Raw genomic sequence first — 26706 nt, 5'->3', positions numbered from 1 at the left:
TGGGTTGGAACCCGTGCTGGTCCACAGCCGGTTTTACTATTTCGGGATGTTTTCCGTATTATGGAAATAGACCGGCCACAGTGATACCGCCGGTATCGCCATCTGATCCCGGCGGGGGCCTTTAAGCTATCGCGATGTTGAACCGGATGCGCGGCCCGATTCCGATCCTGATCCCGATTGCCGTTCGGTGTCGTCATCGGGCTGGGGGTCGTCGACTGTGACCTGACCGAAATCATCGGGATGCGCGGTGCCATCCGGGGTCATCATTTCCGCGATTTCATCAGGATCAAGGGGGCTGCTGCCCGCGGTTTGGCCATCTTCCTGATCCTGGCCGGGGTCATCGGTGATCGGGGACAGTTCAAATGCCATTGGCGTTGTGCGCGGCACGGCAACAAACTGACCCTGTTCCTCGATGCTGATACGACGACCGAAACCGGCGCGATAGATCGCAAAACTTGCGACACAGATGCCGATAATCGCAAAGCAGACCGGAAGCGCCCATGGGCCCATATGGCCAATGGCACTGGCACCCAGAAGCGGCCCTGTCGCGGCGGATGCACCGTAAATGATCAACAGGCCACCAGATGCAGGAACAATGTCTTCGGGTTCGAGATAGTCATTCACATAGGCCACAGCCAATCCATAGATCGGCATGATGAACACACCCGTGATGCCCCCCCAAAGCGTCAAATTGCTGCGGATCAGTTCGGGTGCCGCAAGCGGCAACAATCCGCAAATCGCGAGCCCGAACAACACAACAATCATCACATATTGGCGCGGCACCATATCGGACAGTTTGCCGATCGGAAACTGCATGATCATGCCGCCCAGAATGACAAAGAACATGAAATAGGCGACATCATGGGTCGGCAAACCAAGGTCGGCGGCAAAAACCGGACCAACCCCGTAAATTGCCCCGGACAATACACCGGCACCCGATGCGGCAACAAAGCCGAGCGGCGAGATATTATAAAGGCGGCGGAACGTCATGCGTTCGCCGCTGACTGCCGTGGGAGGCGGCTGGCGCGTCAATGCGAGCGGCACCAGAGACAGCGACAGCAGAACCGAGGCCACCGTAAACAGCTCGAAACTGCTGATCGGTGATACATTCAAAAGCAGCTGACCAATTGCCAGGCCACCAAGCGACACCGTCATATAGATGGCAATTGTACCGCCACGCGACGTGTTGTCGGCCTGCGCGTTCAACCAGCTTTCAATCACAAGATAAAGCCCCGACACACAAAGCCCGGTCAGCGCACGAAACAGCGACCAGGTGATCGGATCGACAAAAACGGCATGTAGCAACGTGATCGCGGATCCGGTCGATGCCAGGGCGGCAAAGGTTCGAATATGCCCGACCCGGTTAACCAGACTTGCGCCCCAGACAATCCCGGCAACGAACCCGATATAATAGGACGCCATAATGATACCGGTGAAGATCGGCGCGAATCCTTCTGCCGATGCACGCAGTGCCAAAAGCGATGATTGCAGCGAAGCGCCACTGTTTAGCGCGAATGCGGCAAACAAAGTGGCTGACAGTGCAATAATCAGTGCGACCGGCGAGCGCGGCATGGCTTCCTCGTCTGAGTTCGTGTGGGGCAGGGACACCCTGCGGCAAGGATACGAAACATGTCAATCCAAACAAGCCATTGAAGCAAAAGGATTGTCATGCATTTTGGGGCTAACGCCAGTCTGCACAAGAAGTTCCCGTGCAATTTCATCGCCTCCTTTAAGGGCGAAGCCCTGCCGCGAATAGTGCCGGTTTTGCGCAACTGGCATGTGAAATCCGGACTGCTTGAATTCGATTGACAGCCAATCAATGCCACAAGCTGCTTGACCTTGGCGCCACAGATGCTTTCTATGACCGGGAATTTGGTTCTTTTTGCCAAAAACCATCCTGAAAGCGGGCTGGATTTTGCGCGTTTTCGCCACCAGCTAAACGGTTCGTCTTCAAGTTCGGCAACCAAAGCCGACCGGCGGGCCACCATACAAGGGGAGGAAACCTTGAAAATGAAACGTACTCTTGGCGCCATTGCCGCCGGTGTCATGGCCCTGTCGATGGCGACTGCCGCACAGGCCGAAACCCGTGTCACCCTGAAATCGGCAAAAGCCGCATCGTCCTATTACCAGATGGCGGCCCAATTCGCCGAAGCCATGAAAACCGGTACCAACGGTGATGTGATCGTCACGGTCGAAGAAAGCCAGGGTTCGGTTCAGAACGTCATGGAAGCCATGGTACGTCCGGGCAACTATGTCTTCACGTCGCCGCCCGGTCTGGTCAGCCTTGCCCAGGCTGCCAAAGGCCCGTTCAAGGACCGCCCGGCTGAAAAATTTGCAGGCGTCCGTGCCCTGTTTCCGATCCCGTCCCTGACCATGCATTTCGTCATGCGCGCTGATTCCGGCGCGACCGATTTTGCCGGTCTCGAAGGCAAAACCATTTTGCTGGGCAAGGGCTCCTTCGGGGCCAAGGAAGGCGAAAAGTACCTTGGTCTGTTCGGTCTTGATGGCAAGGTCAATCTTGCGGATGCCGAACTTTCCAACGCGGTTGCCGCCCTTAAAAACGGTCAGATTGACGGCTTTGTCACTGCCGGTTCCTGGCCTGCGCCCAACGTGATCGAAGCGGCTGCGGGTACGGATGTGAATGTTCTGTCGCTGTCTGACGAACAGCTTGCTCTGACCAAACGTGACAAGACGGTTATCCCGGCTGGCACCTATAACGGTCAGGACAAGGACATCACCACGGCATCGCTGTCTGTTGTCGCCTTTGCGACCACCCAGATGGATGATGATACGGCTTATCAGCTGACCAAGACCTTCTGGGAACAGAAAGCCAAAATGGGTGAAAGCTCGTCCTGGTGGAACGGTGTTGCGCCGGAAATGCTGGGCAACATCACCGGTAAAATCCATGCTGGCGCGCTGCGCTACTACGCCGAGGCAGGTTTCCCGGTTCGTGATGATCAGCGTTAAGTTCTGATCTTTTCTTGCATCACAGGCCCGGCAGTCTTGCCGGGCCGTTCTTTATCAAATGTACTGATCTGACATGTCGGCCATTTCTCGTCCCTTCTGGATTATCCTTGGTGCAGTTTCGATTGCATTTCACCTGTGGCTGATTTTTTCCGGCCTTGTTCCCAACCTTGTCAGCCGCCCGATCCACATGGCGCTTGCCTTGCCATGGGCGTTGATTTTTGTTGCGAAAACACCGGCACAAAAAATTTCCGGCATCGCTTTGACCATTGTTGGTTTGTTCGGATGTGGCTGGATTGTTGCCAATCATTCGGCACTTGGTGATCAGTACGGATTTTTGATGGGCAACGGGCAGATCGCGATTGCGACCGCGCTTTTGCTGATTGTTCTGGAAATGGCGCGTCGCGCCATTGGCTGGCCACTGCCTCTGGTGGCGTCGATTGCACTGCTTTATGCGCTGTGGGGGGAATATATTCCCGGTGAATTCGGGCATGCGGGGCTTCCGGTCGAAAGCATGCTGGGCACCCTGACCATTGCCGAAGGCGGCCTTTGGGGCAGTCTGACCGGGGTGTCGGTCAGTATCGTTGCGATCTTTGTGATATTTGGCGCCGTTCTGAATGCGGGCGAAGCCGGACAGGGCTTCATGAATGTTGCCGGTGCGGCTGCTGGCCGTCTTAAGGGCGGGGCTGCAAAGGTATCTGTCGTTTCATCTGCACTGTTTGGTTCGATATCGGGATCGGCATCGGCCAATGTGGCATCGACCGGTGCGATTACATTGCCGGCAATGACCCGGCTTGGCTATCCCAAACGGCTGGCGGCTGCGGTCGAAGCGGTGGCCTCATCAGGTGGTCAGATCATGCCGCCTTTGATGGGGGCGGGTGCGTTTGTGATGGTGGAACTGACCGGGCGTCCCTATGTCGAAATCATGGTTGCGGCGATCTTGCCGGCCATTCTTTATTTCCTTGCTGTCTGGGTGGGCATCAACGCCTTTGCCCAGCGGTTCGATCTTCCCGGTGTGCCGGAAAAAGATCGCCCGACAATGCGGGCTGTGATTATCACATCATGCTTTTTCCTGGTGCCCTTTACCATATTGCTGTGGGGAATGTTCGGGGGTGGCTACACGCCGCAATATGCCGCATGCCTTGCCCTGCTTGCCGGGGCGGCCTTGCTGTTTTTTGACGGCACACTGACCTTTGATCTGGTTCGGGCCAAGGATCGCTTTACCGACGTTTGTCTGAATGCCGGGCGTCAGGTGGCAATGATCGGGTCGATCATTCTTTGTGCCTCGATTGTGATCGGGGTTCTCGGGCTGACCGGGCTTGGGGTGAAAATTACGTCGCTTCTGCTGTCCGGGTCGGGCGGGATGTTATGGCCTGCCTTGTTGCTGACGGCACTGGCCTGTCTGATCCTTGGCATGGAAGTCCCGACCACGGCGGCTTATGTCATCTGCGTATCTGTGGCGGGCCCGGCTTTGATCGAACTTGGTCTTGATCCGTTGCAGGCACATCTGTTCGTGTTCTGGTTTGCCTTGCTGTCGACAATCACACCCCCGGTCTGCGGGGCAGTGTTTATTGCGGCGGGTATGGTCGAAGAAAACTGGCTCAAGGTTGCCGGAACAGCGATGGCGCTTGGTGTCGGGCTGTATATCGTGCCGCTTGCCATGATCGCCAATGCATCGCTGATTGATCTTGGCAATGATCCGGTCTGGGCGATTGCCGCGGGGCTTAAGGTTGCGGTTGGCCTGACGGCAATTTCGTTCGGTCTGATATCGCCGCGCGCTGTTGTGACGCGGGTGGCGCTGGCTTGTGCCGGGGCCGTCGCGATTTTTGCTGCGGGCATCTGACACCACATCTGACATGACAAAAGGCCGACAGATATCTGTCGGCCTTTTGTGTTTTGATCTGCGAACCGCGAAGGTGCGATCTGATGTTATGCTGAGACGCGGCCGCTACGCGGACCGGCAAACAGCCAGATAATCAGTCCCAGTACCGGCAGAACCAGAATAAGAACCGTCCAGATAACTTTCGAGCCGGTGCTTGCACCGCTGCCCATAACGTTGATGATGGCCCACACGTCGGCAATCAGGACCAACAGGCCAATAATTCCACCATACTCAAGCATGTTCCAACCTCGTGTTTATTGCTTCGGCGATTTTTGCCGCGCTTGTCTGATAAACGGTTGAAATGCGGTGTTGTTCCCGACAGGGGAAAGTTGTTTGCAAATTACGCGTTAAAATAAGGGTCAGACGACCTGTCCGGCGGACCAGCCTGATGACCAGGCCCACTGGAAATTAAAGCCGCCAAGATGCCCGGTGACATCGACGACCTCGCCGATGAAATAAAGTCCGGGCACGTCACGGGCTTCCATGGTTTTTGATGATAAGGCGTTGGTGTCCACCCCGCCGATCGTGACTTCGGCTGTGCGGTATCCTTCGGTGCCGCTTGGCATCACCGACCATTGATTGACATCCATTGCCAGTTTGCGAAGCGCCTTGTCCCCGGTTTCCCCGATGGGGCGTTCAAGACCGTGATTGGCCGTAATCATTTGCGCCAGCCGGTTTGGCAGGATGCGCGACAGAACGTTATGCACTGCCTGTTTCGGGTTTTCGGCCTTGGCGGCTTTCAGAATCTCAAACGCATCTTCTTCGGGGTTGAGGTTCACCGTGATGCTGTCGCCTTCATGCCAATAAGACGAAATCTGCAAAATTGATGGTCCGGAAAGACCGCGATGGGTAAACAGCAAACCTTCGCGGAACTGCTTTTTGTTGCAGCCGACAACGGCATCAACCGAAATGCCCGAAAGTTCGCCGGTTTTTGTCCGCAGTTCCGGATCGAATACAAAGGGCACAAGGGCCGCACGGGTCGGAATGACATTGATGCCAAACTGACGGGCGATCTGATATCCGAACCCGGTGGCGCCGATTTTCGGGATCGACAATCCGCCACAGGCCACGACAAGCGATTGACAGGTCCATTGCGCACCGGTGCGCGTCGTCACATCAAATCCGCCATCCTCCCGGCGGATGATGTTTGAAATTTCGGTGTTCAGGCGAATTTCGACATTTGCCGCATCACATTCGTCCAGAAGCATATCAATGATCTGGAACGATGATTCATCGCAGAATAATTGTCCCAGCGTCTTCTCGTGCCAGGCGATGTTGTAGCTGTTCACGAGATCAAGGAAGTCGTGCTGCGTATAGCGTTTCAGGGCCGACACGCAGAAACGCTTGTTTTCGGAGATAAAATTCTCCGGGCTGGTATGGATATTGGTGAAATTGCATCGACCGCCGCCGGAAATGCGGATCTTTTCGGCGGGCTTTGCCGAATGATCGGCAACCACCACGGATCGACCGCGCTTGCCGGCTTCAATTGCACACATCAGGCCGGCTGCACCGGCACCAATGATCAGAACATCGATTTTTTTCACGTAAATCAGACCAGTTTATTTTCGATAAGTTGGCCTGCCTTATACGTGGAAATCGGCCGGTTGTCAGCGCTATCAGGCGCAACGCTGCTTTGCGGGCTTGCCGTCGGCTGATTTGGCCCCCTTTGCCGGGGATGTGATCTGGTCTTTGCGATGTTGTGCGTCGCGTTCGACATCGCGTTCGCTTGCCACCTGATTGCGGCCCCGCGATTTCGCAAGATAAAGTGCATCATCTGCACGTTCGATCAACCGTGCCAACGGCTCCCCGAACCGGAATGTTGCGACGCCGATCGACACCGTGATGCGCCCGACCTTTTTCTGGTTTGATTTGCTGACGATATTGTGGGTTTCCACATTGTGGCGCAGCATGTTGGCGGCTTGTTTGGCGCAGCCCAGTGTTGTTTGCGGCAAAATGATCGCAAATTCTTCACCGCCATATCGTGCGGCGAAATCCTGTCCTTTGACATTTCGCTCCAATGCTTCTGCCATCAGACGCAGAACCTGATCGCCAACCTGATGGCCGTGATTGTCATTGAAGCTTTTGAAATGATCGATATCCAGGATCAGCAAACTGACCGGTTTGCCACTTTCCATTGCGGTCATGGCTTCTTCGCGAAGCTTCTCGTCAAATGCCTTGCGGTTGGCAATGCCTGTGAGCCCGTCTGTCATGGCTTCGTGGCGCATCTTGGCCAGATCCTGACGCAGGCGCGAAATCTCGGTCGAACTGCTATCAAGGCTTTGGCCAAAGACATGGCTGACATCTTCCATCTGCCGAGTTGCGCCAACAAGCGTGTGCAGGGATTGTTCAAGATTGCTGAAATCCTTGCTGGAAATATAGTCGCAGAAATGGTCAAGCGCCTCAGCGTATTTGGTGGTATCGACCCCGATCTTTTTGACGTTGTTAAGCGCATTGTTAAGCTGTCGGCGCAGCTCGGTCGTGATCTGTTCGGTGATCTTGCGTTCGCGTTCGGTACTGAAAAAACGGTCATGAATTGCCTTGCACTGCAATTCGTCAAATGCACGGTGGTTGCTGCGCAGGATATCAATCGTCTGGTTCATGTCCGGGTTGGTTCCGGCCAGATAGGAATAGAAAATCAGAAAATTGTCAGGATGGGGAATCACACCAAGCTGCGCCATCAAATCCAGAGCAAGCTTGGAATGTTCTTCGGCATGTTCGTGACGTAGACCGTAAGTATGCATGGCCAACCTGGGGGATAATCCTGAACTGTTTCCTAACCGGCAGGTTAAGCTGTTTTTGGATCTGCTGTGTTGATGTGGATCAGTGATTTCTTATGGATGGATGCTTGCCGGTTTTAGTGTTTGTTCATTCCTGATACCTATGGTCTCATCACCAAACGGGCAGGAAAACAGGACGCAGGATCAATGACAAAAAAATGTGCTTTCTTCATTCTGGCTTTGATGCTGGGTTTTCTTTCTGTTGGCGCGATATCCCAACCGCTCCATGCCCAGACCGATGACACAAAAAGCACGGCTTCTTCCGAAAGTCCCCTTCCTGCCGATGGCATCGATTTCCGCGCACTTGATCCGGCCGAACGATCAAACATGCCGCCCCTGATGGAACGTTATGTTCTTGATGAATTGAAAAACCTTAGGACCGAAATGCAGGGCATGCGCGCCGAACTGCTGCGCGAAGTGGTCAACCGTCAGCTCGAAGCCATCGACAAGGCCATTTCCTATTCGTCCAATACGGTTACGTATTTCTTCTATTTCGTGGCTGCGGTGGGTGCGCTTTTGACCATGCTGGGCTGGCAGTCTTTGCGTGAACTGAAATCCAGTGTCCGCAATCTGGCGGATACGGAACTGCGCCGCCTTTCCGAAGAATTCGAAGCCCGCTTGTCCTCGCTTGAGGATGAGCTGCGCCTGAAATCCAAGCTGATTAACGAACATCAGCACGAAATCGAACGTACACAGACCATCCATGCCCTGTGGTTGCAGGCCAATCAGCTGTCAAATCCGCGTTCGAAAATCGAAACCTATGACAAGATTCTTGAACTTGCCCCGGGTGATCCGGAAGTTATGGCCTATAAGGCGGATGCGGCCTTGCAACTTGGTGATCGTGACTGGGCACTAAGCCTGTGCAACCGGTTGCTGGCCGAGGAACCCGAAAGTGCCAATGGCTATTACCAGCGTGCCTGCGCCAATGCCGGGCTTGGCTTCCGCGAAGCCGCCCTTGCTGATTTGCAGCGCGCGGTCGAACTTTCCGAATCAATGCGTCAGCCCGCGTGGACCGAAGAAGAATTTGAACCGCTGCGTGATCTGCCGGAATTTGCAGATATTCTTGGTGATCCCAACGAACACAAGCCGGCGGAATGATCTAACCCATCTCTGCCGACCGGGACCAACCGATACGCGCCGATACGCAAATGAAAAGCCCCGCACGGATTACTGGCGGGGCTTTTCTGTATTCAGAACATTTGGCGTTTGATCACGTATTTGGCAATTCATTCCACAGCGGATGAATGGGCGCGACGTCTTCCTCGATTTCGGTAAAGCGTGCATCGCAATCAAAGAAATAGTTGTCAGTCAGGTCGTCATTGACCTGGGATACTTCGCCAACAATCACCGGGCCCTTGCCCTCTTCGCCATAGAAACGATGCACAAGCGTTCTTGGCAGGGTGACACTTTGACCCGGTTCAAGCACAACCTTGCCGCCTGCTGGCAGGATATTGAGCTTGCCATCCGTGCGCACGCGAACGTCATTGACCTTATCCATCTGCCCGTCTTCGGTCAGATTGCAAAGTTCGATCACAAGATTGCCGCCACCCCGCACAATGATGTCTTCCATTTTGACCTTGTGGTAGTGCCACGGGCATTCCTGATTTTCACCGACGATCATGATCTTTTCGGCATAGGGAACTTCGCCCGGCTGGCGCAAGATGCCATTGCGCAGGCAAAACAGAATCAGGCCGCGCTTGTCGAAATTGCCTTCGCCATAATCGGTCACATCCCAGCCCATCTGATGGTCACGGCACCATTTCGCAAGATCGGGTTCGGCGTCCCACTGGGACGGGCTGTAATGGGCCCATTCCGGCAATTTGAATGCGATGGATGCGTACAGCTCTTTGGCGTGCTCAATGCAGGCATTGATTTCAGAACGCAGCATGGATGACCTCTTGTGACGTGTGAATGGCGTGGGCCGGTTTTGCCGACCCTGAATGTGTTGGCGCGCTTTTAACATGATGTCGGCCAGAAAGCGACCAGTTTTGAATGCATTCAAAATCCTGTTTGCACAATTTCGCGTGCACTTTGATTTTGCGAAACGGTGCCTCGTAATTGCCGCTTTCAACGGCGATATCATGATATAAAGAATAGGCTATCCGATGGTGAATTTCACGTATGGCGTGCAAGGGAAAAGGACGGGCACATGACGCAATCTTCAGGCTTTGCAAAAGTTTTCGCGGCAATTGTGGTCGCGGGCGGAATCGCGGCATCCGGATGGATGGTCGGCCAAGGGATCGAAAACATGCGATCGCTGGATCGTTTTGTAACGGTCAAAGGGCTGGCAGAACGTGATGTCAAGGCGGACAAGGCCGTCTGGCCAATGACCTATGTCGCAACCGATGATGTGCTGCAAAATGCCCAGGCCAAAATTGATGCCGATACCAAAACCCTTCTGGATTTTCTGGCCAGCCACGGCATCACGCGCGATCAGACAGAACTGCAAAACCTTCAAGTAACCGATCAACTGGCGCAGGCATACCGGTCCGGGCCGGTTGAAAGCCGGTTCATTGTCAATCAGACCATTCAGGTACGCACAGATGATGTTGATGCGGTGGTGGCCGCATCACAGGATATCGGAAAGTTGCTTCAGGGCGGCATTGTTCTGGGCGGGCAGGGCTATAATCCCGGGCCGAGCTATCTGTTCACCGGTCTGAATGCCATCAAGCCCGACATGATCGCCGCGGCAACGGCGAATGCGCGTGAAGCTGCCATGCAATTTGCCACGGATTCCGGTGGGCAGCTTGGTGGTATTCGCCGTGCAACCCAGGGCCTGTTTCAGATATTGGCCGGTGATGGTGCCCCCAATATGAACGAAGCCAGCCAGATCAACAAAACCGTGCGCGTTGTCACCACCATGGAATATCTGATCGAGGATTAAGTACGTTCATTGCCGTTATGCGATGATCATCACCGGGACATATTGACAGACCCGACAAAGCTGGTTTTATGCGCGCCATGGCGCAATTGATCCTGTTTAACAAGCCGTATGGTGTTTTGACCCAGTTTACCGACCGTGAAAATGGCCGGGCGACGCTTGCTGACTATATCGATCTGCCGGGGGTCTATGCCGCCGGTCGCCTTGATCGCGATAGCGAAGGTTTGCTGTTGCTGACCGATCATGGGCCGCTAAATGCCCAGATTGCCCATCCGAAATACAAAAAAACCAAAACATATCTGGTGCAGGTCGATGGCGAACCAACCGATCAGGCGCTTGACGATTTGCGCAATGGGGTTGAGCTTAAAGACGGCATGACCCTGCCTGCCAAGGTTCGCCGTATTGATGAACCCGCCAATCTGTGGGAACGCGATCCCCCGGTGCGTTATCGCAAGGAAATCCCGACCAGTTGGATCGAACTGACCATCACCGAAGGCCGCAATCGGCAGGTTCGCCGCATGACGGCCGCAGTCGGCTTTCCGACATTGCGCCTGATCCGTCACGCGATCGGTGACTGGACGCTGGACGGTCTTGCCCCGGGCGAATGGAAAATCATTGATGTTGATGCCCCACCGGCAACCCATCGCCGTTTGTCGCCCGGATCGGCAAAGCCGCCAAAGCGGACCGAGCTTGACGCCGCATCAGATGCCGACGCGCGCACAGATCGCCCGGCCCGTCCATCGCGTCGCAAGGGTGGCTATAAATCCGCCCGCCAGCGCCATCAGGCATCGCATAGCGCATCGCATAGTGACGAAAACGGGACGTCAAACCAGTCAGGGTCCGGCCGCCATAAAGGATCACGCAAAGACAACGCCAAATCCGGCAACCGCGCATCTGCACGGGGCGGGGCAAAATCACGTCCGGGCGGCGGTGGGCGCGGCAATACGCGCCCCGGAAAAGGATAAAGGGACATGCTGAGTTATCTGCACGGATTTCATGCCGGGAATTTTGCCGACATGCACAAACATGCGGCCTTGTGGCTTGTCCTGTGTCATTTGCGCAAAAAGAAAAAACCGTTCTGCGTGATCGATACCCATGCCGGATCGGGTTGGTATGATCTTGGCAGTGTTCAGGCGGCCAAGACCGGTGAATGGAAAGACGGTTATGCGCGTGCAAAGGCCGGATCAAATCCGCCGGAAATGCTGGCAGCGTTCCTTGATCATGTGGCGCGTTTTGATCCGGTGGCAAAAGGCCGCGATTATGGTGTGCGCGAAGAAGATGCCTATCGCGGGCCGTTTTATCCGGGATCGCCATTCATTGTGCGCGAAATGCTGCGCGAAGAAGATGAACTGGTTCTGATGGAACTTCATCCGCGCGAACATGAAAGTCTGCATCATCGTGTCAAACGCGATGGCCGCATCCATCTGCATAAACGTGACGGGTATGAAGGCCTTGTTGCCATGATGCCGCCGGCGATCCGTCGCGGACTGGTCCTGATGGATCCGAGCTATGATGTGAAACAGGATTATCAAAAGGCCGCAAACGCCGTGCAGCATGCATGGGAAAAATGGCCAAATGGCACCTTCATGCTGTGGTATCCGATCCTTGAGGACGGATTTGACGGCGATTTGCGCACATCATTTGGCACGATCAAGGCATCGGGCGGGGTACTTTGCGCCGAACTGGCCACTGATCAGGGCGGGGCAAAGGGACGGATGCGCGGCACCGGCTTGCTTGTCATCAATCCGCCCTGGCAATTTGATCAGCAGCTTGCCGACATCGGCGACTGGCTTGCCAAAACCTGCAAATTCCCCGGACCGGCACAGCACAGCATCAACTGGCTGGTTGCTGCGCAATAATCCGCATCACACGAAAAAAAAAGCCCCGCAGTTTCATCCTGCGGGGCTTGGCGCGTTGGGACGCATCGGAAATCAGATACCGAAAAATGGCTGCAACAATTTCGGTAAAAGGCGGTTGAACTTCATCGGGGCATCGGTTGCGATCAGGCAGATGCATTCTTCTGCAGTATCGGCAATCGGCTGATGATCGACATCATCATCCAGATCGGCAACATCGCCGGCCCGGAACCGGCCGATTTCATCGATATAGGATCCCTTGATCAACAAGGTCATTTCATGACCATGATGTCCGTGATCCGGGATCGAAATACCCGGCGCGATTTTAAGCAAACGGACCGTACCCTTGCTTTCGATCGATTTAAGCTGGAACTGTTTCACACCCGGCGCCAGCGACTTCCACGGGATGTCATCAAGGGATGTAACATCCTCGGGCAGAAGTTCCGCCAACGGACGCGGAAGCGACGCCATGGTGCTGCCGGTAATGCTTTCACCAACCGCAATCCGGCGCATGATGGGCAACTTTTCGGTCACAATATTTTCGTTGGTTGCTTCGCGCTCAAGCATGGCCATCACGTGATCAAGTGAATGATCACTCATTGACATGCTGTCGGTGTTTTCAAGCACGGCACCGCCCATGGTTTCGAACCCGCTTACCTTGTTGCGGCAATGCGGACACAGGGTCATGTGGGTTGCCACCAGCAGTTCCATCGCCTGTGACAGCGACCCGCTGGCATAATCCATCAATGTCTGGTCAGTTGGATGATGCTTGATATTCATGCGACACCTTCCAGTCCGCCGCGCAGCTTGCCCAGGGCAAGGCGCAACCGGGACTTAACCGTCCCGAGCGGGATATTCAGACGCTCGGCGATTTCGCTGTGTGAGCAATCTTCAAAAAACGACAATTCGACAACTACCTTCTGATCGGCGGGCAATTCTTCCATCGCAGCTTTGACAAGAACCGCTTCCTGATCGCGCCCGACCACTTCATCGGCCAGCGGGTCCTCGTCAACAATAAGCGTCGGGTCGGAATCATCCACCTCGATATGTTTGCGCTGGCGGAACCGGTCAATGCGCAGGTTCCTGGCCACGGTAAAGATCCATGTACTGGCCGCGGCCTTGGACGGATCAAACAGATGCGCCTTGCGCCACACCTGCATCATCGCCTCTTGGGCCAGTTCCTCGGCGGTTTCGGCATTTCCGCCAAACCGGAACATATAGGCCTTAACGCGCGGGGCAAAATGCGCGAACAGTTGCGCAAACGCTTCCCGGTCGCGGGTTGTCGCGACGGAAACGATCCAATCGGCACATTTTTTCGCCTCAACCGGGTCTGCCGGGCCGGGGCGTTTGGACTTGGTGCCGGTCATTGTGGTTTCAGGTCCCCTTTGGGGCCGCGCCAAGATCATGTTCATCATGACTTTAATACGGCGGCCGTGTTCTTTTGGATCAGATGAAATTGTACGTTTTCTGACAGGTACTTACAATGACATCACATATAAGGTGCTAAGTGATCCGCATGTTATTGCCATGCGTATTAATATGTAGTTTTGAAAACATAACTGCAAGCAGGCCGGTTCGATATGAACGTTGTCACTTCGGGAAAACTCAATATTGCGGTTGTCGGTTCGGGCATTTCCGGCCTGTCGGCAGCCTGGTTGCTCAGCCAATCCCATAACGTGACCCTGTATGAAAAGGATGACCGGCCCGGTGGTCATTCCAACACGGTGGATGCGGACAGCACCCCGGTCGATACGGGCTTTATCGTTTATAATACGCGCTGTTATCCAAATCTCTGTGCGCTGTTTGATCATCTTGGTGTTGAGACTGCGCCTACCGACATGTCCTTTGCCGCATCGATGGATCGGGGCGGGCTGGAATATGGTGGTGGCGACCTTGGGGCACTGTTTGCGCAAAAACGCAATCTGCTTCGTCCGCGGTTCTGGAAGATGGTGCGCGATATATTGCGCTTCTACCGCGAAGCACCCGGTGCTCTTGAAGATGGCAGTGCTGAAAAAATCAGTCTTGGCGATTATCTTCGCGAAAACCGGTATTCATCGGCATTCATCAATGATCACTTATTGCCGATGGGGGCTGCGATCTGGTCGACACCGGTCGATACCATGATGGCATATCCCTTGGCGGCTTTCGTGCGGTTCTGTCAGAACCATGGATTGCTTCAGCTGAAAGACCGGCCGCAATGGCGGACGGTGCTTGGCGGATCGCGCCAGTATGTGAAACGCATGACCCAAGGCATTTCGGGCGGTGTGGTTCTGGATCGTGCAATTGCAAAGGTCGGTCGAAACCCGGCCGGTGGTGCGTTTGTCGAAGACCGTTATGGCAACCGGGAAATCTATGATCACGTGGTTCTGGCCTGTCATGGTGATCAGGCATTGGCACTTCAGGATGATCCGGCTCCCAAGGTCAAAACGCTTCTCTCGGCGTTCAAATACGAACGCAATCTTGCGATCCTGCATAGTGACCCGGCCCTGATGCCCAGAAACCAAAAGGTCTGGTCAAGCTGGAACTATCTGGCCGAAGAACAGGACGGCGAGAAAAAGGTCTGTGTCACGTACTGGATGAACCGGTTGCAGCATCTCGATCCTGCCAAGCCGCTATTTGTGACCCTTAATCCGCCCCGTCATCCCGCATCGGGCAGTGTGATCCGTTCATTCCTGTATGATCATCCGCTGTTTGATGCCGGCGCAATGGCGGCGCAAAAAGACCTTTGGTCGATTCAGGGTGTCGATAATCTTTGGTATTGCGGAAGCTATTTCGGTTACGGTTTCCATGAGGACGGATTGCAGTCCGGCCTTGCGGTGGCAGAAGCCCTTGGCAATGTGCGCCGTCCCTGGATCGTTGACGATGAAAATGGCCGCATCCACGTGACCGGAACCATCGTCCCGCAATCAAGCGAGGTGTCATGACCTCAACATCGAAGCCAGCCCGTTGGGCATCCGCCCTGTATGAAGGTGTCGTCACCCATAACCGGTTGCGGCCGAAACGGCACAAGCTGCGCTATTCGGTGTTTTCGTTCCTGCTCGACCTTGACGAGATCGATGATCTTGCCGCCAGATTGCGTTTGTTCAGTCGCAACCGTTTCAATCTGTTTTCCTTCCATGACCGTGATCACGCAGACGGGGCGGGGCAGAATTTACGCACCCGTCTAGAAGCCATTCTGGCAGAACACGATTTGGCTGATTGCGCGTCACGGATTGAACTTCTGTGCTATCCGCGGCTGCTGGGTTTTGTTTTCAATCCGCTATCGGTTTATTTTTGTTATCGGGCGGATGGCGGGCTTGGTGCGGTGCTGTACGAAGTTTCCAACACCTTTGGTGATCGCCACAGCTATCTGATCCCGGTCGGACCAGACGCGATGGATGACAAGGGTGTCTTGCGCCAATCCTGTGCCAAGGGTTTCTATGTTTCACCCTTTATCGATATGGTGGCCGATTACCATTTCCGTATTCGCATTCCGGGTGAAAATGTTGCGGTAGCGATCCGCGAAACCGATGCCCGCGGGGCGTTTCTGAATGCGGCTTTTGTTGGTGATCGAAATGCCCTGTCTGACCGTAAACTGTTCGGAGCGTTCATTCGCTATCCTTTGATGACGCTCAAGGTCGTGGCGGGCATTCACTGGGAAGCGCTTCATCTTTGGCGCAAGGGGATGACATTCCATAAACGACCGGCACCACCACAAAGACCGGTGACCTATGTTCTGGCAACCGGGACCGCAGCGACCCAAGCAGGAAAGAGATAAGAACAATGCCTGACCGTAATCCGACGGCTTCTGAATTGTCTGTTCCATTGCGTGATCGTCTTGTGCCCTTGTTGGGCAGCATGACCGGAAATCGCAGCCTGCTTAAGGTGATGTTGCGACGGGTATTGTCGCATTTGCAGTTCGGGCGACTGACCATCGTTCTGCCCGACAATGACCATCTGCATTTTACCGGTGATCAGGAAACGGATCTTCAGGCTGCCATTCACATCCATGACTGGCAGGCAATCCGCAAACTGGCCACGGGCGGCGATGTCGCCTTTGCCGAGGCCTATATGGATGGCAGTTGGAGCAGCCCGGACATAACCCGTCTGATGCGCGTTGCAATGCTTAATGAAAACATCGTGCGTGCCCGTCTGGCGGGTGGCTTCCTGTCACGGATGGTGGCGCGTCTTGGGCATTTGCGCAACGCCAACACCCTGGAAGGATCCAGACGCAACATTGCCTATCACTACGACCTTGGAAACGAATTCTATTCTGCGTGGCTTGATCCGGGGATGACATATTCTTCGGGCTATTACAGCAGCCCGGATATGTCACTTGATGGGGCGCAAACCGCAAAATATCAGCGCATCTGCGATCTCGCAGAATTGCAGCCGGGTGAAACGGTGCTCGAAGTCGGATGCGGCTGGGGCGGGTTTGCCGAACTGGCAGCAGGCAAATATCGATGTAACGTAACCGGTCTGACCTTGTCGGCCGAACAGCACGCCTATGCACGTCGCAGGCTTCTGACACAGGGGCTGAATGACCGTACAGACATAGCACTGCGCGATTACCGCCATCAGGACGGAAAGTTCGACAAGATCGTCTCAATCGAAATGTTCGAAGCCGTCGGCGAAGAACATTGGCCAACCTATTTCGAAATGATCCGGAAATGTCTTCGTCCCGGCGGGCGTGCGGTTTTGCAGATCATCACCATTGATGACGCGCGATTTGAAACCTATCGCAAGGGTGCCGACTTTATTCAGCGTTATATCTTCCCCGGTGGAATGCTGCCGTCATCAACCGCGCTTTCGGCAGCTGTCAATCAGGCCGGCCTGACCGTTGCCCATAGCGAGTTTTTTGGCAAATCATATGCCCGCACGCTGGCCGAATGGCAGCGCCGTTTTCAGCATCGCTGGGATGACATCGCCAAACAGGGCTTTGATCAGCGGTTCAAGCGCATGTGGGAATATTATCTGGCCTATTGCGAAACCGGGTTTGATTGCGGCTCGATCGATGTTGGATTGTTCGTGATCGAACATCCCGGCAATGCCCGCGTCTGATATTTCCCGGAATACAGCGCTTCTTTATGCGCTTCCTGCGATGGCGGCAGCCGTGCCAACCATCCCGGCCTATGTCCTGTTGCCAAGTTATTATGGTGATGACCTTGGGGTGGGGCTTGCGGCCACCGGGGCCATATTGCTGTTGGTGCGCGTGATTGATATGGCAACCGATCCGTTGATCGGGTGGTTGTCTGACCGGTCCGGGTCACGCAAAATCTGGGTGGCGATCGGTGCGGTGATTGCCGGTATCGGTTTGTGGAATCTTTTTACCCCGCCTGACAATCCCGATGTGGCCTACCTTTTCTGGTGGGCGACGATACTCTTTCTGGGTTGGACCCTGTTTCAGGTTCCCTATCTTGCATGGGGGGCTGATCTGTCGGGGGATTACAAAACCCGGACCTCCTTGACGGCCTGTCGTGAAGGGGCCGGCTTGATCGGTATTGTGCTGGCCGGTGGGCTTCCCGTGCTGCTGGATGCTGCCGACCGGTCTGATGAAATCAGGATGCTTGCCCTGACGACCCTTGTTCTGGGGGCTGTTTTCGTTGTGCTTCTGATCTGGCGTGTACCCGATCCTGTTGCGCACCAAACTGTTGCAACATCACCCTTGGTCCCGACGGGTAATCTGTCGTTCGCGACAACTTTGCGGCTGGGACTTCGTAGTTTGTCAGGCAACCGTCTGTTTGTGCGACTGCTTGCTGCATGGATGATCAACGGTCTGGCGGCGGGCCTGCCTGCTGTGTGTTTTCCGCTGTTTGTGCGGTATTTTTTGCAGCTCGATCGTGATGCTGAAAATATCCTGATCCTGTCCTATTTTCTGGCGGCAATCATTGCCATTCCGCTTTGGGTCGGTTTGTCGGCACGGTTTGGCAAACATCGCATCTGGTGTATGGCGATGATCATGGCGATTGCGGCCTTTGCCTTTGTGCCGTTTCTGGGATCTGGGGATTTTGTCGGCTTTGGCGTGATTTGTCTTGTGACCGGGGCGGCATTGGGGGCCGATCTGGCATTGCCGCCGGCGATACAGGCCGATGTCGATGACTGGGACCGTTACCGGTTCGGCGCCAGACGGACGGCCCTTTTATTTGCCCTTTGGAACATGACCAACAAACTTGCCATGGCATTGGCGGCCGGCATTGCGCTTCCGGTGCTGGGGGCTTTTGGCCTGACCGACGGGGACGGGCAAAAAAGCGGTGCCTTGCTCGTCCTGGTTCTGATCTATGCGGTGTTTCCCGTCGTATTGAAAGCAGGAGCAATCGGGATGATGTGGCGCTTTCCACTGGGAAGTCGGCATCAGGTTGCCATTCGTCGGCGCCTTCTTCGCCGCAGAGTTTGATCTTGGGGTCAGGAATCAGGAGCAAGCCTATGCTGCGTAAAATGATTGCGCTGAGCTTTTTATTGGTACTAACCGGATGTGGGTCGATGAAACCGCAGGATTTTGCGCAAAAGGAACCCGTCTTCGATGTCTTTGACTATTTCGAAGGCAACAGCCGGGCATGGGGAATATTCGAAGACCGGTTTGGGACTTTGCGTCGTCAATTTACCGTCGATATCACCGGCACGGTCAAGGACGGCACCCTGACACTGGAAGAAGATTTTCTGTATGACGATGGTGAAACCGATCGTCGTGTCTGGGTGATCACAAAGACCGGCGACCATACCTATGAAGGACGGGCTGACGACATTATCGGCACCGCGATCGGAAGCCAGTATGGCAATGCGCTGAACTGGTCTTATGACATGGATCTCAAGGTCGGTGACGGTGCCTGGCGCGTCAGCTTCAATGACTGGATGTTCCTGCAACCCGACGGGGTGTTGGTCAATCGCGCCCGGGTCCGGAAATGGGGCTTTGAAATTGGCGAGGTGACCCTGTTTTTCAACAGAAACAGCAGTCTTGCCGCGAACTAGCGCTTGGTTGGGGTGTGGGTTCGCAACCGGGCATCAGCCTGCGACACGACGCGCAAGACGCTTGATGATCCAGCCAAGGATCGGCAATTTGCCATAGAAATGCTGACCGGAATCCCAGTAATCAACATGGGATGCCAAAAGGCTGCCATCCTGATTGAATGTCAATTCGGTCATGCCGCAAAATTCCCAATGCCCGATCACCGGAATTTTTGCCGAGAACTGCCAGCGCAAGAACCCGATATCACCATCAAGGGCCTCGTGGGTGACAACAAAATTGGGGTTCTCGGTATCGGTGAATGTTTTGCCAAGATAGGCACAAACATCATCCGGCCCCTTGCGGGTGGTAAAGGGATCAGAAAACGTAAAATCGTCTGTGACCATCCCGGAAAGCTCGTTGACCGTTTCCGGGGACAGGTTTTCGAAATAGGCGCCATAAGCAGCAATAAGATGGCGTTTTCTGTTTTCAGTCTCGTTCATGCCTTCACCAGTTTGCGCATCAGTTTGAAGAACAGCCCATAGGGCAAAATACGCGTCAGTTTCAGTTGCCGGACAAAGGGTGGCGGAAACGCGATTTCAAAATCATCCTTGCCGCACAAGTCTTTATACATGAAGTCTGCCGCCTGATCAGGTGACAGCAAATAGGGCATTTCGAAATCGTTCTTGTCGGTCAGACGCGTTTTGACAAAACCCGGATTGATCACCCGCAACAGAACGCCACTACCCGACAATTCGGTGTGCAATGTCTCGCACAAATTGATCAGTGCGGCCTTGGTCGGGCCATAGGCCGCCGCATTGGGCAATCCGCGATATCCCGCAACCGAGGCCACCACGGCAATTTCCCCGGACCGACGCGCGCGCATGCGCGTCAAAAGCGGTTCCAGACAATTGACCACGCCCATGTAATTGGTGTCGATATGGCTTCGAACCGTATCTGCCGAAAAATTCGCGACTTTCATTGGCGAATAGATACCGGCTGCCAGCACGGCCAGATCAGGCAGACCGAATTCCTCCTCGACCCGGGCCAATGCGGATTTGACCGCATTCGGATCGGTAATATCGACGGCAACGGGAATGACCCCGGGCAAGGCATCGGCCAGTTCGCGCAATTTGTCGCCATTGCGGGCTGAAATGATGATGTTCTGCTGCTCGGATGTCGGGTTGTTTGCGAATTTGGCGGCCAATGCGGCACCAATCCCGGCTGACGCACCAACAATCCAGATGGTTTGAAAGTGCTTTTTCATCCCTGTTCCTTTGCGGCATTGCGGGTTTGGCAATTCATGCAGCGATAGGTGATGGTCGATCCGTCACGCGCACGAAACTGCAACCCGACCCAACGCCCAAGATTGTCGTACCAGGCATCGGTCTTGAGTTCGCCATTATAACGAAAACCGGTGGCGCGGATTGATCCGTCCATTGTGCGCAGCATTTCGCTTTGACCGGCAGTGATGGTGACGTCATTCGGTTTGCCGGTAATCGTGTTCAGAACCGATTTCCGGGCCAGAACACCGCAATGCCAGTGATCTGTCGGAAAGATGTCTGTCGGGATGACCTGGCGACCACCGGGGCCGTTCACCACCAGATGATTGGACTCACGGGTGGCCGTGACATCCGTTCTTTCTCCGTCATCATCAACATTTACCGACAGTCGCATCAACCGGTTACCTTGCCATATGCTTTCGGATCGATATGCAAACCGATAGGCATTAAAGCCCAGGATGCTGATATCGATGTTGCTTTGGGCTACGACCTGAAGCCCGTCGCGGCCGCGATTGAAGGTCACACTATGAACCCCGACCGGGGCATCATTGCGGCGGATTTGAAATTTAAGTTCCGGACCGTATCGTTTGATCGGATCAAAACCCTTGCATGTGTCAGGCCGGTCAAAGGCGGTTGATAAAGCCGTATCGGTGGCAAGCCCGTTTGATGGCACCGGGCTGTCATCGGATTTGATCGGGCTGCCGTGGGTCATTTTCGGGATGGCCCCAATGCCGATTGCGGCCAATATCGCCACAGCACAAAGAACAGGTCTGACATGTTTTGAAACGTCAATCATGATCAAGAGTTCCGGGTTGCACGCATACAGGTTGAATGACCGGTTGTCTGATCTTGTTACGCTGTCACGGGATCGCTAGATCAAATGTCATCATCATTGCCCGGCACCGCCTGATGGGGTAAAGCAGGGGCTTGTATGAAAGGCCGTATCAATGACCCATCCGATTGCCGAAGATCTTATTGCGCATGTATTGCACCGTGACTCAAATGTCATCGTGCTGAACAAGCCACCGGGACTGGCATCGCATGGCGGGCCGAAAACCTATTTCCATGTTGATGCCTATTTGCCGGATCTGAAATTCGGTATTCAGCCGGAACCGACCCTGGCGCATCGTCTTGATCGCGATACGGCCGGGTGTCTGTTGCTGTGCCGTCATCCGAAATCGTCCAAGAAAATCACCCGCCTGTTTACCGAAAAGAAAATCGGCAAGACCTATTGGGCGGTGGTGCGTGGTGCGATGGCAGATGACCATGGCTTCATTGATGCCCCGATTGGCAAGATCAATGATGAAAGCGGCTGGCAGATGGTCGTTCATGACGATGGCCAACCGTCAAAGACCGAATACAAGGTCCTTGGTCGTGGCAAGGATGCTGACGGTCACGATATCACCTGGCTTGAACTGGTGCCCCATACCGGGCGTACCCATCAGTTGCGTGTGCATCTTGACCATATCGGCCATCCGGTGGTTGGTGATCCGTTTTACGGGCGCGGGGACGAACCGCCGATCTTTGGCGCGCCGCCGACGCTGATGCTGCTATCACGTCAGATCATTGTGCCGTTTCATGCTGATCGTGATCCGGTCGTGGTCGACGCACCGCCGCCCGAACTGATGCGTCCGGGGCTTTCTGCCTGTGGTTATGACGGGGATTATGCCGCCCATGCCAGCTCAATTGATGCTCAATATACCGGCGATGACAGCGACGCTGAAGGCGGAGAGTAATGTCTCAAGCGTGATGATCGATGCCATGGCATCGGGATCACCGTTGAGCTGACGCGCCAGGATATAGGCATTCCCGGCGCACGGCATTCCGGCATAGAACACGCCCATCGCCAAAACCATGCCATCGACCCCCGCCAGATGCAGGCAGATGCCCGTGATCAGCGGCAGAATGGCAAGTTTGATGGTGGTCGCCAGTGTGATGGCCCAGATCGCCTTTTTGTTCAGAATAAATTTAAGGCCCGCCCCAACCGAAAGCAGGCTAAGCGGCAAGGCCGCCGTCTTGAAAAGGGCGGCGGTATTTTCGATGGGCAGCGGAACGTGAATATTACTCACATTCAGGATGGCGCCCGCGCCAGCCGCGATAATGATCGGGTTTTTGACAATCCCGTTGATGATGCGCGTAAGGCTGCTTTTACCGCCGCTAAACGCACTTAACACCACCACACCCAGCATGTTGGTGGCAATCACCATGACCGCGACAAAGACAATGGCAAGTGCCAGGCCCTCTGCCCCATAAAGCGCGTCGGCAACCGCCAGCAGCACATAGCTGTTATATCGAACCGACCCCTGAAAGATTGATGTAAATAGCGGCGTATCGCGCGTGATCAGGGGCCGCAGGATCAGCAAGGCGGCCGACAGGCCAAGGGTTGCTGCAAGGGTAACACCGACTGCTGTGCCTGCATTACCGCTTGAAAAGTCCGCCCGGTAAATCTCGACAATCAGAAGGGACGGCAACAACAGGTAATAGGTCAGCCGATCAATCCCGGCCCAGATGTCCGATCCGGTGATCAGATAGCGCTTCAGCGCAGCCCCAACCAGAATGGCGGCAAAAATCGGAAAGATCGCAGCAATCAGTTCATAGGCAAGTGACATGGCGGACGGGGCGCTCCGGGACGGGTGGTGTATATCGGGCAGGGGCGATTAATTCATCAGACTTTTCGATTGCTGTAATCGGCAAACACCTGTTCCGGGGAATGATCGCGATATTGTTCGCAGATTTCCTCGAACCGGGGATTGCTGATCAGAAGGTCGGCCGTGCTTTGGTTGCACGCAATCGGCACTTCATAAAGGTTCGCCAACCGGATCAATGCGCGCACATCGACATCGTGGGGATGGGGGGTCATCGGGTCGGTGAAAAAGAACATGGCCTGCAATTGCCCATGGGCGATCATGGACCCCAATTGCTGATCACCGCCAAACGGGCCGCTTTTTAACGGATGAATATCAAATGCCGGAAACCGTTCCTTCAATACACGCCCGGTGGTGCCGGTGGCAAAGATGCGGGTATTGGCAAAACTCGCCTGATGCTTGGCCAGCCAGTCGGCCATTTCACGTTTGCGACGGTCATGGGCAACAACGCCGATGGATAGGGTCATGGTGGTCTCCCGGCCTTTGATATTGATTTATCATACTAATCCCCAATACCGCATTGCGTCACGCGCCAATCATCGGACAAAAGCGCAAAGCTGCCCTGTCGCAATGTCGATCTTGGGCATCTGACCGGAATTCCGGTCCCGTTCCGGATTCCGGCCCCGATCCCAGCCCCAGCCCCAGCCCCAGCCCCGGACGTGGTCCCGAACTCAGACCCGGGCACGGCCAAAACAAAACGGCCGCCCCGAATGAACGGGACGGCCGTTTGTCAGTCAGACGAATGTCTGATCAATTACATGTGGATTGCGCGTTTGTCCGCGTCCAGTGCGGCTTCCTTGACGACTTCGCCAAGGGCCGGGTGGGCGTGGCAGGTGCGTGCGATGTCTTCGGCAGATGCGCCATATTCCATCGCCAGAACGACTTCGGCAATCAGATCGCCAGCAGCCGGGCCGACAATATGCGCGCCGACGACACGGTGCGTTTTCTTGTCTTCAAGCAGCTTGACGAAACCATCGGTGCTTTCCATGGCCTTCGCACGGCCATTGGCGGTGAAGGGGAATTTACCGACAGAATACTCGGCACCTTCTTCCTTAAGCTGTTCTTCGGTTTTGCCAACAGAAGCAACTTCCGGCCAGGTGTAAACAACACCCGGGACCTTGCCGTAATCGACATGGCCTTCTTCACCGGCAATCATTTCTGCAAGGGCAACGCCGTCTTCTTCCGCCTTGTGGGCAAGCATCGGACCGGCAATGGTGTCGCCAATCGCAAAGATGCCGCCAACATTGGTCTGGAAGTATTCGTCGGTTTTGACACGACCGCGTTCGTCGAGTTCAACACCAACTTTATCCAGGCCAAGGCCGGTGGTGTAAGGACGGCGACCGATGGCAACCAGCACCACGTCAGCTTTGAGTTCCTCTGCATCGCCGCCTTTGGACGGTTCAACAGTCAGGGTCACGCCGGACTTGGTGGTTTTTGCTGCGGTTACCTTGTGGCCGAGTTTGAATTCAAGACCCTGCTTGGCAAAGATGCGCTGGGTCTGTTTGACCAGCTCGCCATCCATGCCCGGCAGAATGCGGTCCAGGAATTCAACAACGGTGACTTCGGCACCCAGACGACGCCAGACGGAACCAAGTTCCAGACCGATGACGCCAGCACCAATGACAACCATCTTCTTCGGCACTTTCGGAAGAGTCAGCGCACCGGTCGAAGAGACGATTTTTTCTTCGTCAATTTCAACACCCGGCAGCGGGGTGACTTCCGAACCCGTCGCGATGACGATGTTCTTGGCATTCAGGGTTTCTTCGCCACCATCAAGAAGGGCAACCTTGACCGAGGTCGGCGAGGTGATCTCGCCGGCACCTTTGACATAGGTAACCTTGTTCTTCTTGAACAGGAACTCGATGCCTTTGACGTTGCTGTCAACGACCTTGTCCTTGCGGGCCATCATCTTTTCAAGATTGACCTTCGGCTTGGAAACTTCGATGCCGTGGGTATCGAAATGTTCCGAAGCTTCTTCGAACAGGTGGGACGAATGCAGCAGTGCCTTGGACGGAATGCAACCGACATTCAGGCAGGTACCGCCAAGTGCACCGCGTTTTTCAACGCAGGCAACCTTAAGGCCGAGCTGTGCGGCGCGGATGGCGCAAACATAACCGCCAGGACCGCCACCGATCACGACAATGTCGTAGTTCTCACTCATGAGTTCTTTGATCCTTTTGTCTGATCAGATGTCGAGCAGAATGCGTTCCGGGTTCTCGATGCATTCCTTGACGCGTACCAGGAACGAAACCGCTTCGCGGCCGTCAATGATACGGTGGTCATAGGACAGTGCCAGATACATCATCGGACGAATTTCGACTTTGCCGTCGATTGCGACCGGGCGCATCTGGGTTTTGTGCATGCCGAGGATACCGGACTGCGGTGCGTTCAGGATCGGCGAGGACAGAAGCGATCCGAAGACACCACCGTTGGAGATGGTGAAGGAACCGCCGGTCATTTCATCCATGCCAAGCTTGCCGTCACGGGCACGTTTGCCGAAATCGACAATGGTGCTTTCGAGTTCGGCAAAGGTTTTTTCTTCGGCCGAACGGATAACCGGAACAACAAGACCCTGCGGGGTACCAACGGCAACGCCGATATCGCAGTAGTTTTTGTAGATGAAGCTGTTACCGTCGATTTCGGCGTTAACGGCCGGCCATTCTTTCAGGGCCGTGGTGCAGGCCTTGATGAAGAAGGACATGAAGCCAAGCTTCACACCGTGCTTCTTCTCGAAGCCGTCTTTGTACTGGTTACGGCAAGCCAGAAGGTTGGTCATGTCCACTTCGTTGTAAGTGGTCAGCATGGCCGCGGTGTTCTGGGCTTCTTTCAGGCGGCGCGCGATGGTCTGGCGCAGCTTGGACATTTTGACGCGCTCTTCACCGTCACGCAGTTCACGTTCCGGCTTCGGCGCTGCCGGGGCCGCAGCAACCGGTGCAGCCGCACGCGGTGCCGGTGCGCCACCAGCAAGATAGTTCATGACGTCGCCTTTGGTCAGACGGCCATCTTTGCCGGTTGCCGGGATGGCGGCCGGGTCAAGATTGTTGTCTTCGACCAGTTTGCGAACTGCCGGGGGCAGCGGATGGTCGGTATTGGCTGCGGTGGCAGCGGCCGGCGCAGCAGCAGGAGCCGGTTTGGCTTCTTCTTTCTTGGCCGGAGCTTCTTCTGCCTTGGCTTCTGCTTTTTCTTCTGCTGGAGCAGCAGCAGCGCCTTCGGCACCTTCGTTGATCATGGCGATCAGGGCGCCAACTTCGACTTCGTCGCCTTCACCAACAACCAGTTCAGCAATCGCGCCGGCAACCGGCGCGTTGACTTCAACGGTCACTTTGTCGGTTTCAAGTTCGACAATCGGTTCATCGGCAGCAACAGCTTCACCGACTTTTTTGTACCATTTTGCCACCGTGGCTTCAGATACAGACTCGCCCAGCGCGGGAACTTTAACTTCAGTCGCCATTTTTTCCTCGACCGTTTTTTCAATCAGGCAGTGTGGGTCTGCCATGAT

27 protein-coding genes are annotated in these 26706 nt (G+C 55.0%); 12 read left to right on the top strand and 15 right to left on the bottom strand.

Annotation, left to right across the window (positions count from 1 at the left end):
* Positions 1-126: 126 nt before the first annotated feature.
* Complete coding sequence (locus AUQ42_RS15255) at positions 127-1572, bottom strand: MFS transporter (RefSeq protein ID WP_082817892.1); 1446 nt, start codon at positions 1570-1572, stop codon at positions 127-129.
* A gap of 60 nt (positions 1573-1632) precedes the next feature.
* Positions 1633-1932: a hypothetical protein gene (locus tag AUQ42_RS15815; RefSeq protein WP_156480894.1), complete on the bottom strand. Its 300-nt coding sequence runs from the start codon at positions 1930-1932 to the stop codon at positions 1633-1635.
* Positions 1933-2010: 78 nt separating this feature from the next.
* Here AUQ42_RS15815 and AUQ42_RS15250 point away from each other — a divergent pair, with 78 nt between their 5' ends.
* Together AUQ42_RS15250 and AUQ42_RS15245 are read left to right on the top strand one after the other, a co-directional pair.
* Positions 2011-2967 (top strand): TAXI family TRAP transporter solute-binding subunit, encoded by a 957-nt coding sequence (locus AUQ42_RS15250; RefSeq protein WP_068520032.1) that lies wholly within the window; start codon positions 2011-2013, stop codon positions 2965-2967.
* Positions 2968-3040: 73 nt separating this feature from the next.
* A complete protein-coding gene (locus AUQ42_RS15245) occupies positions 3041-4807 on the top strand; it encodes a TRAP transporter fused permease subunit (RefSeq protein ID WP_068519945.1) in 1767 nt (588 codons plus the stop codon).
* A gap of 86 nt (positions 4808-4893) precedes the next feature.
* Here the strand turns inward: AUQ42_RS15245 and AUQ42_RS15240 are convergent, their stop codons facing one another.
* The 3 genes from AUQ42_RS15240 to AUQ42_RS15230 all read right to left on the bottom strand — a co-directional run bounded on the left by AUQ42_RS15240 (position 4894) and on the right by AUQ42_RS15230 (position 7587).
* Positions 4894-5085 carry a PLD nuclease N-terminal domain-containing protein gene (locus tag AUQ42_RS15240; protein WP_068519944.1) on the bottom strand — a complete coding sequence of 64 codons (192 nt, stop codon included), beginning with the start codon at positions 5083-5085 and terminating at the stop codon, positions 4894-4896.
* 120 nt (positions 5086-5205) lie between these two features.
* A complete protein-coding gene (locus tag AUQ42_RS15235) occupies positions 5206-6390 on the bottom strand; it encodes an NAD(P)/FAD-dependent oxidoreductase (RefSeq protein WP_068519943.1) in 1185 nt (394 codons plus the stop codon).
* A gap of 72 nt (positions 6391-6462) precedes the next feature.
* The gene (locus tag AUQ42_RS15230) at positions 6463-7587 is read right to left on the bottom strand and encodes a GGDEF domain-containing protein (RefSeq protein ID WP_068519942.1); all 1125 of its coding nucleotides are present in this window, start codon (positions 7585-7587) and stop codon (positions 6463-6465) included.
* A 183-nt stretch (positions 7588-7770) separates the two neighbouring features.
* Here AUQ42_RS15230 and AUQ42_RS15225 point away from each other — a divergent pair, with 183 nt between their 5' ends.
* Positions 7771-8721, top strand: coding sequence for a hypothetical protein (locus AUQ42_RS15225; RefSeq protein ID WP_068519941.1), 951 nt, complete (start codon positions 7771-7773; stop codon positions 8719-8721).
* 112 nt (positions 8722-8833) lie between these two features.
* Here AUQ42_RS15225 and AUQ42_RS15220 read toward each other — a convergent pair whose 3' ends face one another.
* Positions 8834-9511 carry a D-lyxose/D-mannose family sugar isomerase gene (locus AUQ42_RS15220; protein ID WP_068519939.1) on the bottom strand — a complete coding sequence of 226 codons (678 nt, stop codon included), beginning with the start codon at positions 9509-9511 and terminating at the stop codon, positions 8834-8836.
* Positions 9512-9772: 261 nt separating this feature from the next.
* Here AUQ42_RS15220 and AUQ42_RS15215 point away from each other — a divergent pair, with 261 nt between their 5' ends.
* The 3 genes from AUQ42_RS15215 (at position 9773) to AUQ42_RS15205 (ending at position 12363) form a co-directional block, all read left to right on the top strand.
* Positions 9773-10507, top strand: coding sequence for an SIMPL domain-containing protein (locus tag AUQ42_RS15215; RefSeq protein ID WP_068519937.1), 735 nt, complete (start codon positions 9773-9775; stop codon positions 10505-10507).
* 77 nt (positions 10508-10584) lie between these two features.
* Positions 10585-11469 (top strand): rRNA large subunit pseudouridine synthase E, encoded by an 885-nt coding sequence (locus AUQ42_RS16110; protein WP_082817899.1) that lies wholly within the window; start codon positions 10585-10587, stop codon positions 11467-11469.
* Positions 11470-11475: 6 nt separating this feature from the next.
* Complete coding sequence (locus tag AUQ42_RS15205) at positions 11476-12363, top strand: 23S rRNA (adenine(2030)-N(6))-methyltransferase RlmJ (RefSeq protein WP_068519935.1); 888 nt, start codon at positions 11476-11478, stop codon at positions 12361-12363.
* A 72-nt stretch (positions 12364-12435) separates the two neighbouring features.
* Here AUQ42_RS15205 and AUQ42_RS15200 read toward each other — a convergent pair whose 3' ends face one another.
* Entirely contained in the window at positions 12436-13140 is a 705-nt protein-coding gene (locus tag AUQ42_RS15200) for a ChrR family anti-sigma-E factor (RefSeq protein WP_068519934.1), read from the bottom strand.
* Positions 13137-13727, bottom strand: coding sequence for a sigma-70 family RNA polymerase sigma factor (locus AUQ42_RS15195; protein WP_068519933.1), 591 nt, complete (start codon positions 13725-13727; stop codon positions 13137-13139). The genes AUQ42_RS15200 and AUQ42_RS15195 overlap by 4 nt, the downstream gene beginning before the upstream one ends.
* A 213-nt stretch (positions 13728-13940) precedes the next feature.
* Here AUQ42_RS15195 and AUQ42_RS15190 point away from each other — a divergent pair, with 213 nt between their 5' ends.
* From AUQ42_RS15190 to AUQ42_RS15170, 5 genes are read left to right on the top strand one after another with little or no spacing between them, the layout of a single operon-like run.
* A complete protein-coding gene (locus AUQ42_RS15190; protein ID WP_068519932.1) occupies positions 13941-15284 on the top strand; it encodes an NAD(P)/FAD-dependent oxidoreductase in 1344 nt (447 codons plus the stop codon).
* A complete protein-coding gene (locus tag AUQ42_RS15185; RefSeq protein WP_068519931.1) occupies positions 15281-16117 on the top strand; it encodes a DUF1365 domain-containing protein in 837 nt (278 codons plus the stop codon). Before AUQ42_RS15190 ends, AUQ42_RS15185 begins: the two co-directional genes overlap by 4 nt.
* Positions 16118-16122: 5 nt before the next feature.
* Positions 16123-17400, top strand: coding sequence for a cyclopropane-fatty-acyl-phospholipid synthase family protein (locus AUQ42_RS15180; RefSeq protein ID WP_068519930.1), 1278 nt, complete (start codon positions 16123-16125; stop codon positions 17398-17400).
* Entirely contained in the window at positions 17387-18733 is a 1347-nt protein-coding gene (locus AUQ42_RS15175; protein ID WP_068519929.1) for an MFS transporter, read from the top strand. The genes AUQ42_RS15180 and AUQ42_RS15175 overlap by 14 nt, the downstream gene beginning before the upstream one ends.
* 29 nt (positions 18734-18762) lie before the next feature.
* The gene (locus tag AUQ42_RS15170) at positions 18763-19305 is read left to right on the top strand and encodes a DUF3833 domain-containing protein (protein ID WP_082817891.1); all 543 of its coding nucleotides are present in this window, start codon (positions 18763-18765) and stop codon (positions 19303-19305) included.
* A gap of 33 nt (positions 19306-19338) precedes the next feature.
* On the opposite strand, the gene AUQ42_RS15165 is transcribed toward AUQ42_RS15170, so the two are convergent.
* Genes AUQ42_RS15165 through AUQ42_RS15155 form a run of 3 tightly spaced genes read right to left on the bottom strand, consistent with a single transcriptional unit; the run spans position 19339 to position 21358 of the window.
* Complete coding sequence (locus AUQ42_RS15165) at positions 19339-19782, bottom strand: nuclear transport factor 2 family protein (protein WP_068519928.1); 444 nt, start codon at positions 19780-19782, stop codon at positions 19339-19341.
* Positions 19779-20546 (bottom strand): SDR family oxidoreductase, encoded by a 768-nt coding sequence (locus AUQ42_RS15160; protein WP_068519927.1) that lies wholly within the window; start codon positions 20544-20546, stop codon positions 19779-19781. The genes AUQ42_RS15165 and AUQ42_RS15160 overlap by 4 nt, the downstream gene beginning before the upstream one ends.
* Positions 20543-21358, bottom strand: coding sequence for a DUF6134 family protein (locus tag AUQ42_RS15155; protein ID WP_068519926.1), 816 nt, complete (start codon positions 21356-21358; stop codon positions 20543-20545). The genes AUQ42_RS15160 and AUQ42_RS15155 overlap by 4 nt, the downstream gene beginning before the upstream one ends.
* A gap of 151 nt (positions 21359-21509) precedes the next feature.
* On the opposite strand from AUQ42_RS15155, the gene AUQ42_RS15150 reads away from it, so the two are divergent.
* On the top strand, positions 21510-22298 hold the full coding sequence (locus tag AUQ42_RS15150) for an RluA family pseudouridine synthase (RefSeq protein WP_068519925.1): 789 nt from the start codon (positions 21510-21512) through the stop codon (positions 22296-22298).
* Here the strand turns inward: AUQ42_RS15150 and AUQ42_RS15145 are convergent.
* From AUQ42_RS15145 to odhB, 4 genes are all read right to left on the bottom strand, one after another.
* Positions 22245-23171, bottom strand: a complete 927-nt coding sequence (locus AUQ42_RS15145) for an AEC family transporter (protein ID WP_068519924.1) — start codon at positions 23169-23171, stop codon at positions 22245-22247. The genes AUQ42_RS15150 and AUQ42_RS15145 overlap by 54 nt on opposite strands.
* 56 nt (positions 23172-23227) lie before the next feature.
* The gene (locus tag AUQ42_RS15140) at positions 23228-23674 is read right to left on the bottom strand and encodes a methylglyoxal synthase (protein ID WP_068519923.1); all 447 of its coding nucleotides are present in this window, start codon (positions 23672-23674) and stop codon (positions 23228-23230) included.
* A 287-nt stretch (positions 23675-23961) separates the two neighbouring features.
* A complete protein-coding gene (lpdA, locus tag AUQ42_RS15135; RefSeq protein ID WP_068519922.1) occupies positions 23962-25368 on the bottom strand; it encodes a dihydrolipoyl dehydrogenase in 1407 nt (468 codons plus the stop codon).
* A 24-nt stretch (positions 25369-25392) separates the two neighbouring features.
* Positions 25393-26658 carry a 2-oxoglutarate dehydrogenase complex dihydrolipoyllysine-residue succinyltransferase gene (odhB, locus tag AUQ42_RS15130; protein WP_068520028.1) on the bottom strand — a complete coding sequence of 422 codons (1266 nt, stop codon included), beginning with the start codon at positions 26656-26658 and terminating at the stop codon, positions 25393-25395.
* Positions 26659-26706 lie beyond the last annotated feature (48 nt).

The organism is Thalassospira sp. MCCC 1A02491 (genome assembly GCF_001613785.1).
Taxonomy (GTDB): domain Bacteria; phylum Pseudomonadota; class Alphaproteobacteria; order Rhodospirillales; family Thalassospiraceae; genus Thalassospira; species Thalassospira povalilytica.
Note: the sequence above shows the minus strand (reverse complement) of the source record. Positions and strands in the feature narration are given on the sequence as shown.

Excerpts from the sequence above, each read along its gene's own strand:
- AUQ42_RS15245 (WP_068519945.1), top strand. The coding sequence starts at position 3,041 with ATGTCGGCCATTTCTCGTCCCTTCTGGATTATCCTTGGTGCAGTTTCG.
- lpdA (WP_068519922.1), bottom strand. The coding sequence starts at position 25,368 with ATGAGTGAGAACTACGACATTGTCGTGATCGGTGGCGGTCCTGGCGGT.
- AUQ42_RS15170 (WP_082817891.1), top strand. The coding sequence starts at position 18,763 with ATGCTGCGTAAAATGATTGCGCTGAGCTTTTTATTGGTACTAACCGGA.
- AUQ42_RS15160 (WP_068519927.1), bottom strand. The coding sequence starts at position 20,546 with ATGAAAAAGCACTTTCAAACCATCTGGATTGTTGGTGCGTCAGCCGGG.
- AUQ42_RS15255 (WP_082817892.1), bottom strand. The coding sequence starts at position 1,572 with ATGCCGCGCTCGCCGGTCGCACTGATTATTGCACTGTCAGCCACTTTG.
- AUQ42_RS15250 (WP_068520032.1), top strand. The coding sequence starts at position 2,011 with ATGAAACGTACTCTTGGCGCCATTGCCGCCGGTGTCATGGCCCTGTCG.
- AUQ42_RS15205 (WP_068519935.1), top strand. The coding sequence starts at position 11,476 with ATGCTGAGTTATCTGCACGGATTTCATGCCGGGAATTTTGCCGACATG.
- AUQ42_RS15185 (WP_068519931.1), top strand. The coding sequence starts at position 15,281 with ATGACCTCAACATCGAAGCCAGCCCGTTGGGCATCCGCCCTGTATGAA.
- AUQ42_RS15140 (WP_068519923.1), bottom strand. The coding sequence starts at position 23,674 with ATGACCCTATCCATCGGCGTTGTTGCCCATGACCGTCGCAAACGTGAA.
- AUQ42_RS15175 (WP_068519929.1), top strand. The coding sequence starts at position 17,387 with ATGCCCGCGTCTGATATTTCCCGGAATACAGCGCTTCTTTATGCGCTT.
- odhB (WP_068520028.1), bottom strand. The coding sequence starts at position 26,658 with ATGGCGACTGAAGTTAAAGTTCCCGCGCTGGGCGAGTCTGTATCTGAA.
- AUQ42_RS15225 (WP_068519941.1), top strand. The coding sequence starts at position 7,771 with ATGACAAAAAAATGTGCTTTCTTCATTCTGGCTTTGATGCTGGGTTTT.
- AUQ42_RS15165 (WP_068519928.1), bottom strand. The coding sequence starts at position 19,782 with ATGAACGAGACTGAAAACAGAAAACGCCATCTTATTGCTGCTTATGGC.
- AUQ42_RS15240 (WP_068519944.1), bottom strand. The coding sequence starts at position 5,085 with ATGCTTGAGTATGGTGGAATTATTGGCCTGTTGGTCCTGATTGCCGAC.
- AUQ42_RS15200 (WP_068519934.1), bottom strand. The coding sequence starts at position 13,140 with ATGAATATCAAGCATCATCCAACTGACCAGACATTGATGGATTATGCC.
- AUQ42_RS15195 (WP_068519933.1), bottom strand. The coding sequence starts at position 13,727 with ATGACCGGCACCAAGTCCAAACGCCCCGGCCCGGCAGACCCGGTTGAG.
- AUQ42_RS15155 (WP_068519926.1), bottom strand. The coding sequence starts at position 21,358 with ATGATTGACGTTTCAAAACATGTCAGACCTGTTCTTTGTGCTGTGGCG.
- AUQ42_RS15145 (WP_068519924.1), bottom strand. The coding sequence starts at position 23,171 with ATGTCACTTGCCTATGAACTGATTGCTGCGATCTTTCCGATTTTTGCC.
- AUQ42_RS15180 (WP_068519930.1), top strand. The coding sequence starts at position 16,123 with ATGCCTGACCGTAATCCGACGGCTTCTGAATTGTCTGTTCCATTGCGT.
- AUQ42_RS15230 (WP_068519942.1), bottom strand. The coding sequence starts at position 7,587 with ATGCATACTTACGGTCTACGTCACGAACATGCCGAAGAACATTCCAAG.
- AUQ42_RS15215 (WP_068519937.1), top strand. The coding sequence starts at position 9,773 with ATGACGCAATCTTCAGGCTTTGCAAAAGTTTTCGCGGCAATTGTGGTC.
- AUQ42_RS15220 (WP_068519939.1), bottom strand. The coding sequence starts at position 9,511 with ATGCTGCGTTCTGAAATCAATGCCTGCATTGAGCACGCCAAAGAGCTG.
- AUQ42_RS16110 (WP_082817899.1), top strand. The coding sequence starts at position 10,585 with ATGGCGCAATTGATCCTGTTTAACAAGCCGTATGGTGTTTTGACCCAG.
- AUQ42_RS15190 (WP_068519932.1), top strand. The coding sequence starts at position 13,941 with ATGAACGTTGTCACTTCGGGAAAACTCAATATTGCGGTTGTCGGTTCG.
- AUQ42_RS15150 (WP_068519925.1), top strand. The coding sequence starts at position 21,510 with ATGACCCATCCGATTGCCGAAGATCTTATTGCGCATGTATTGCACCGT.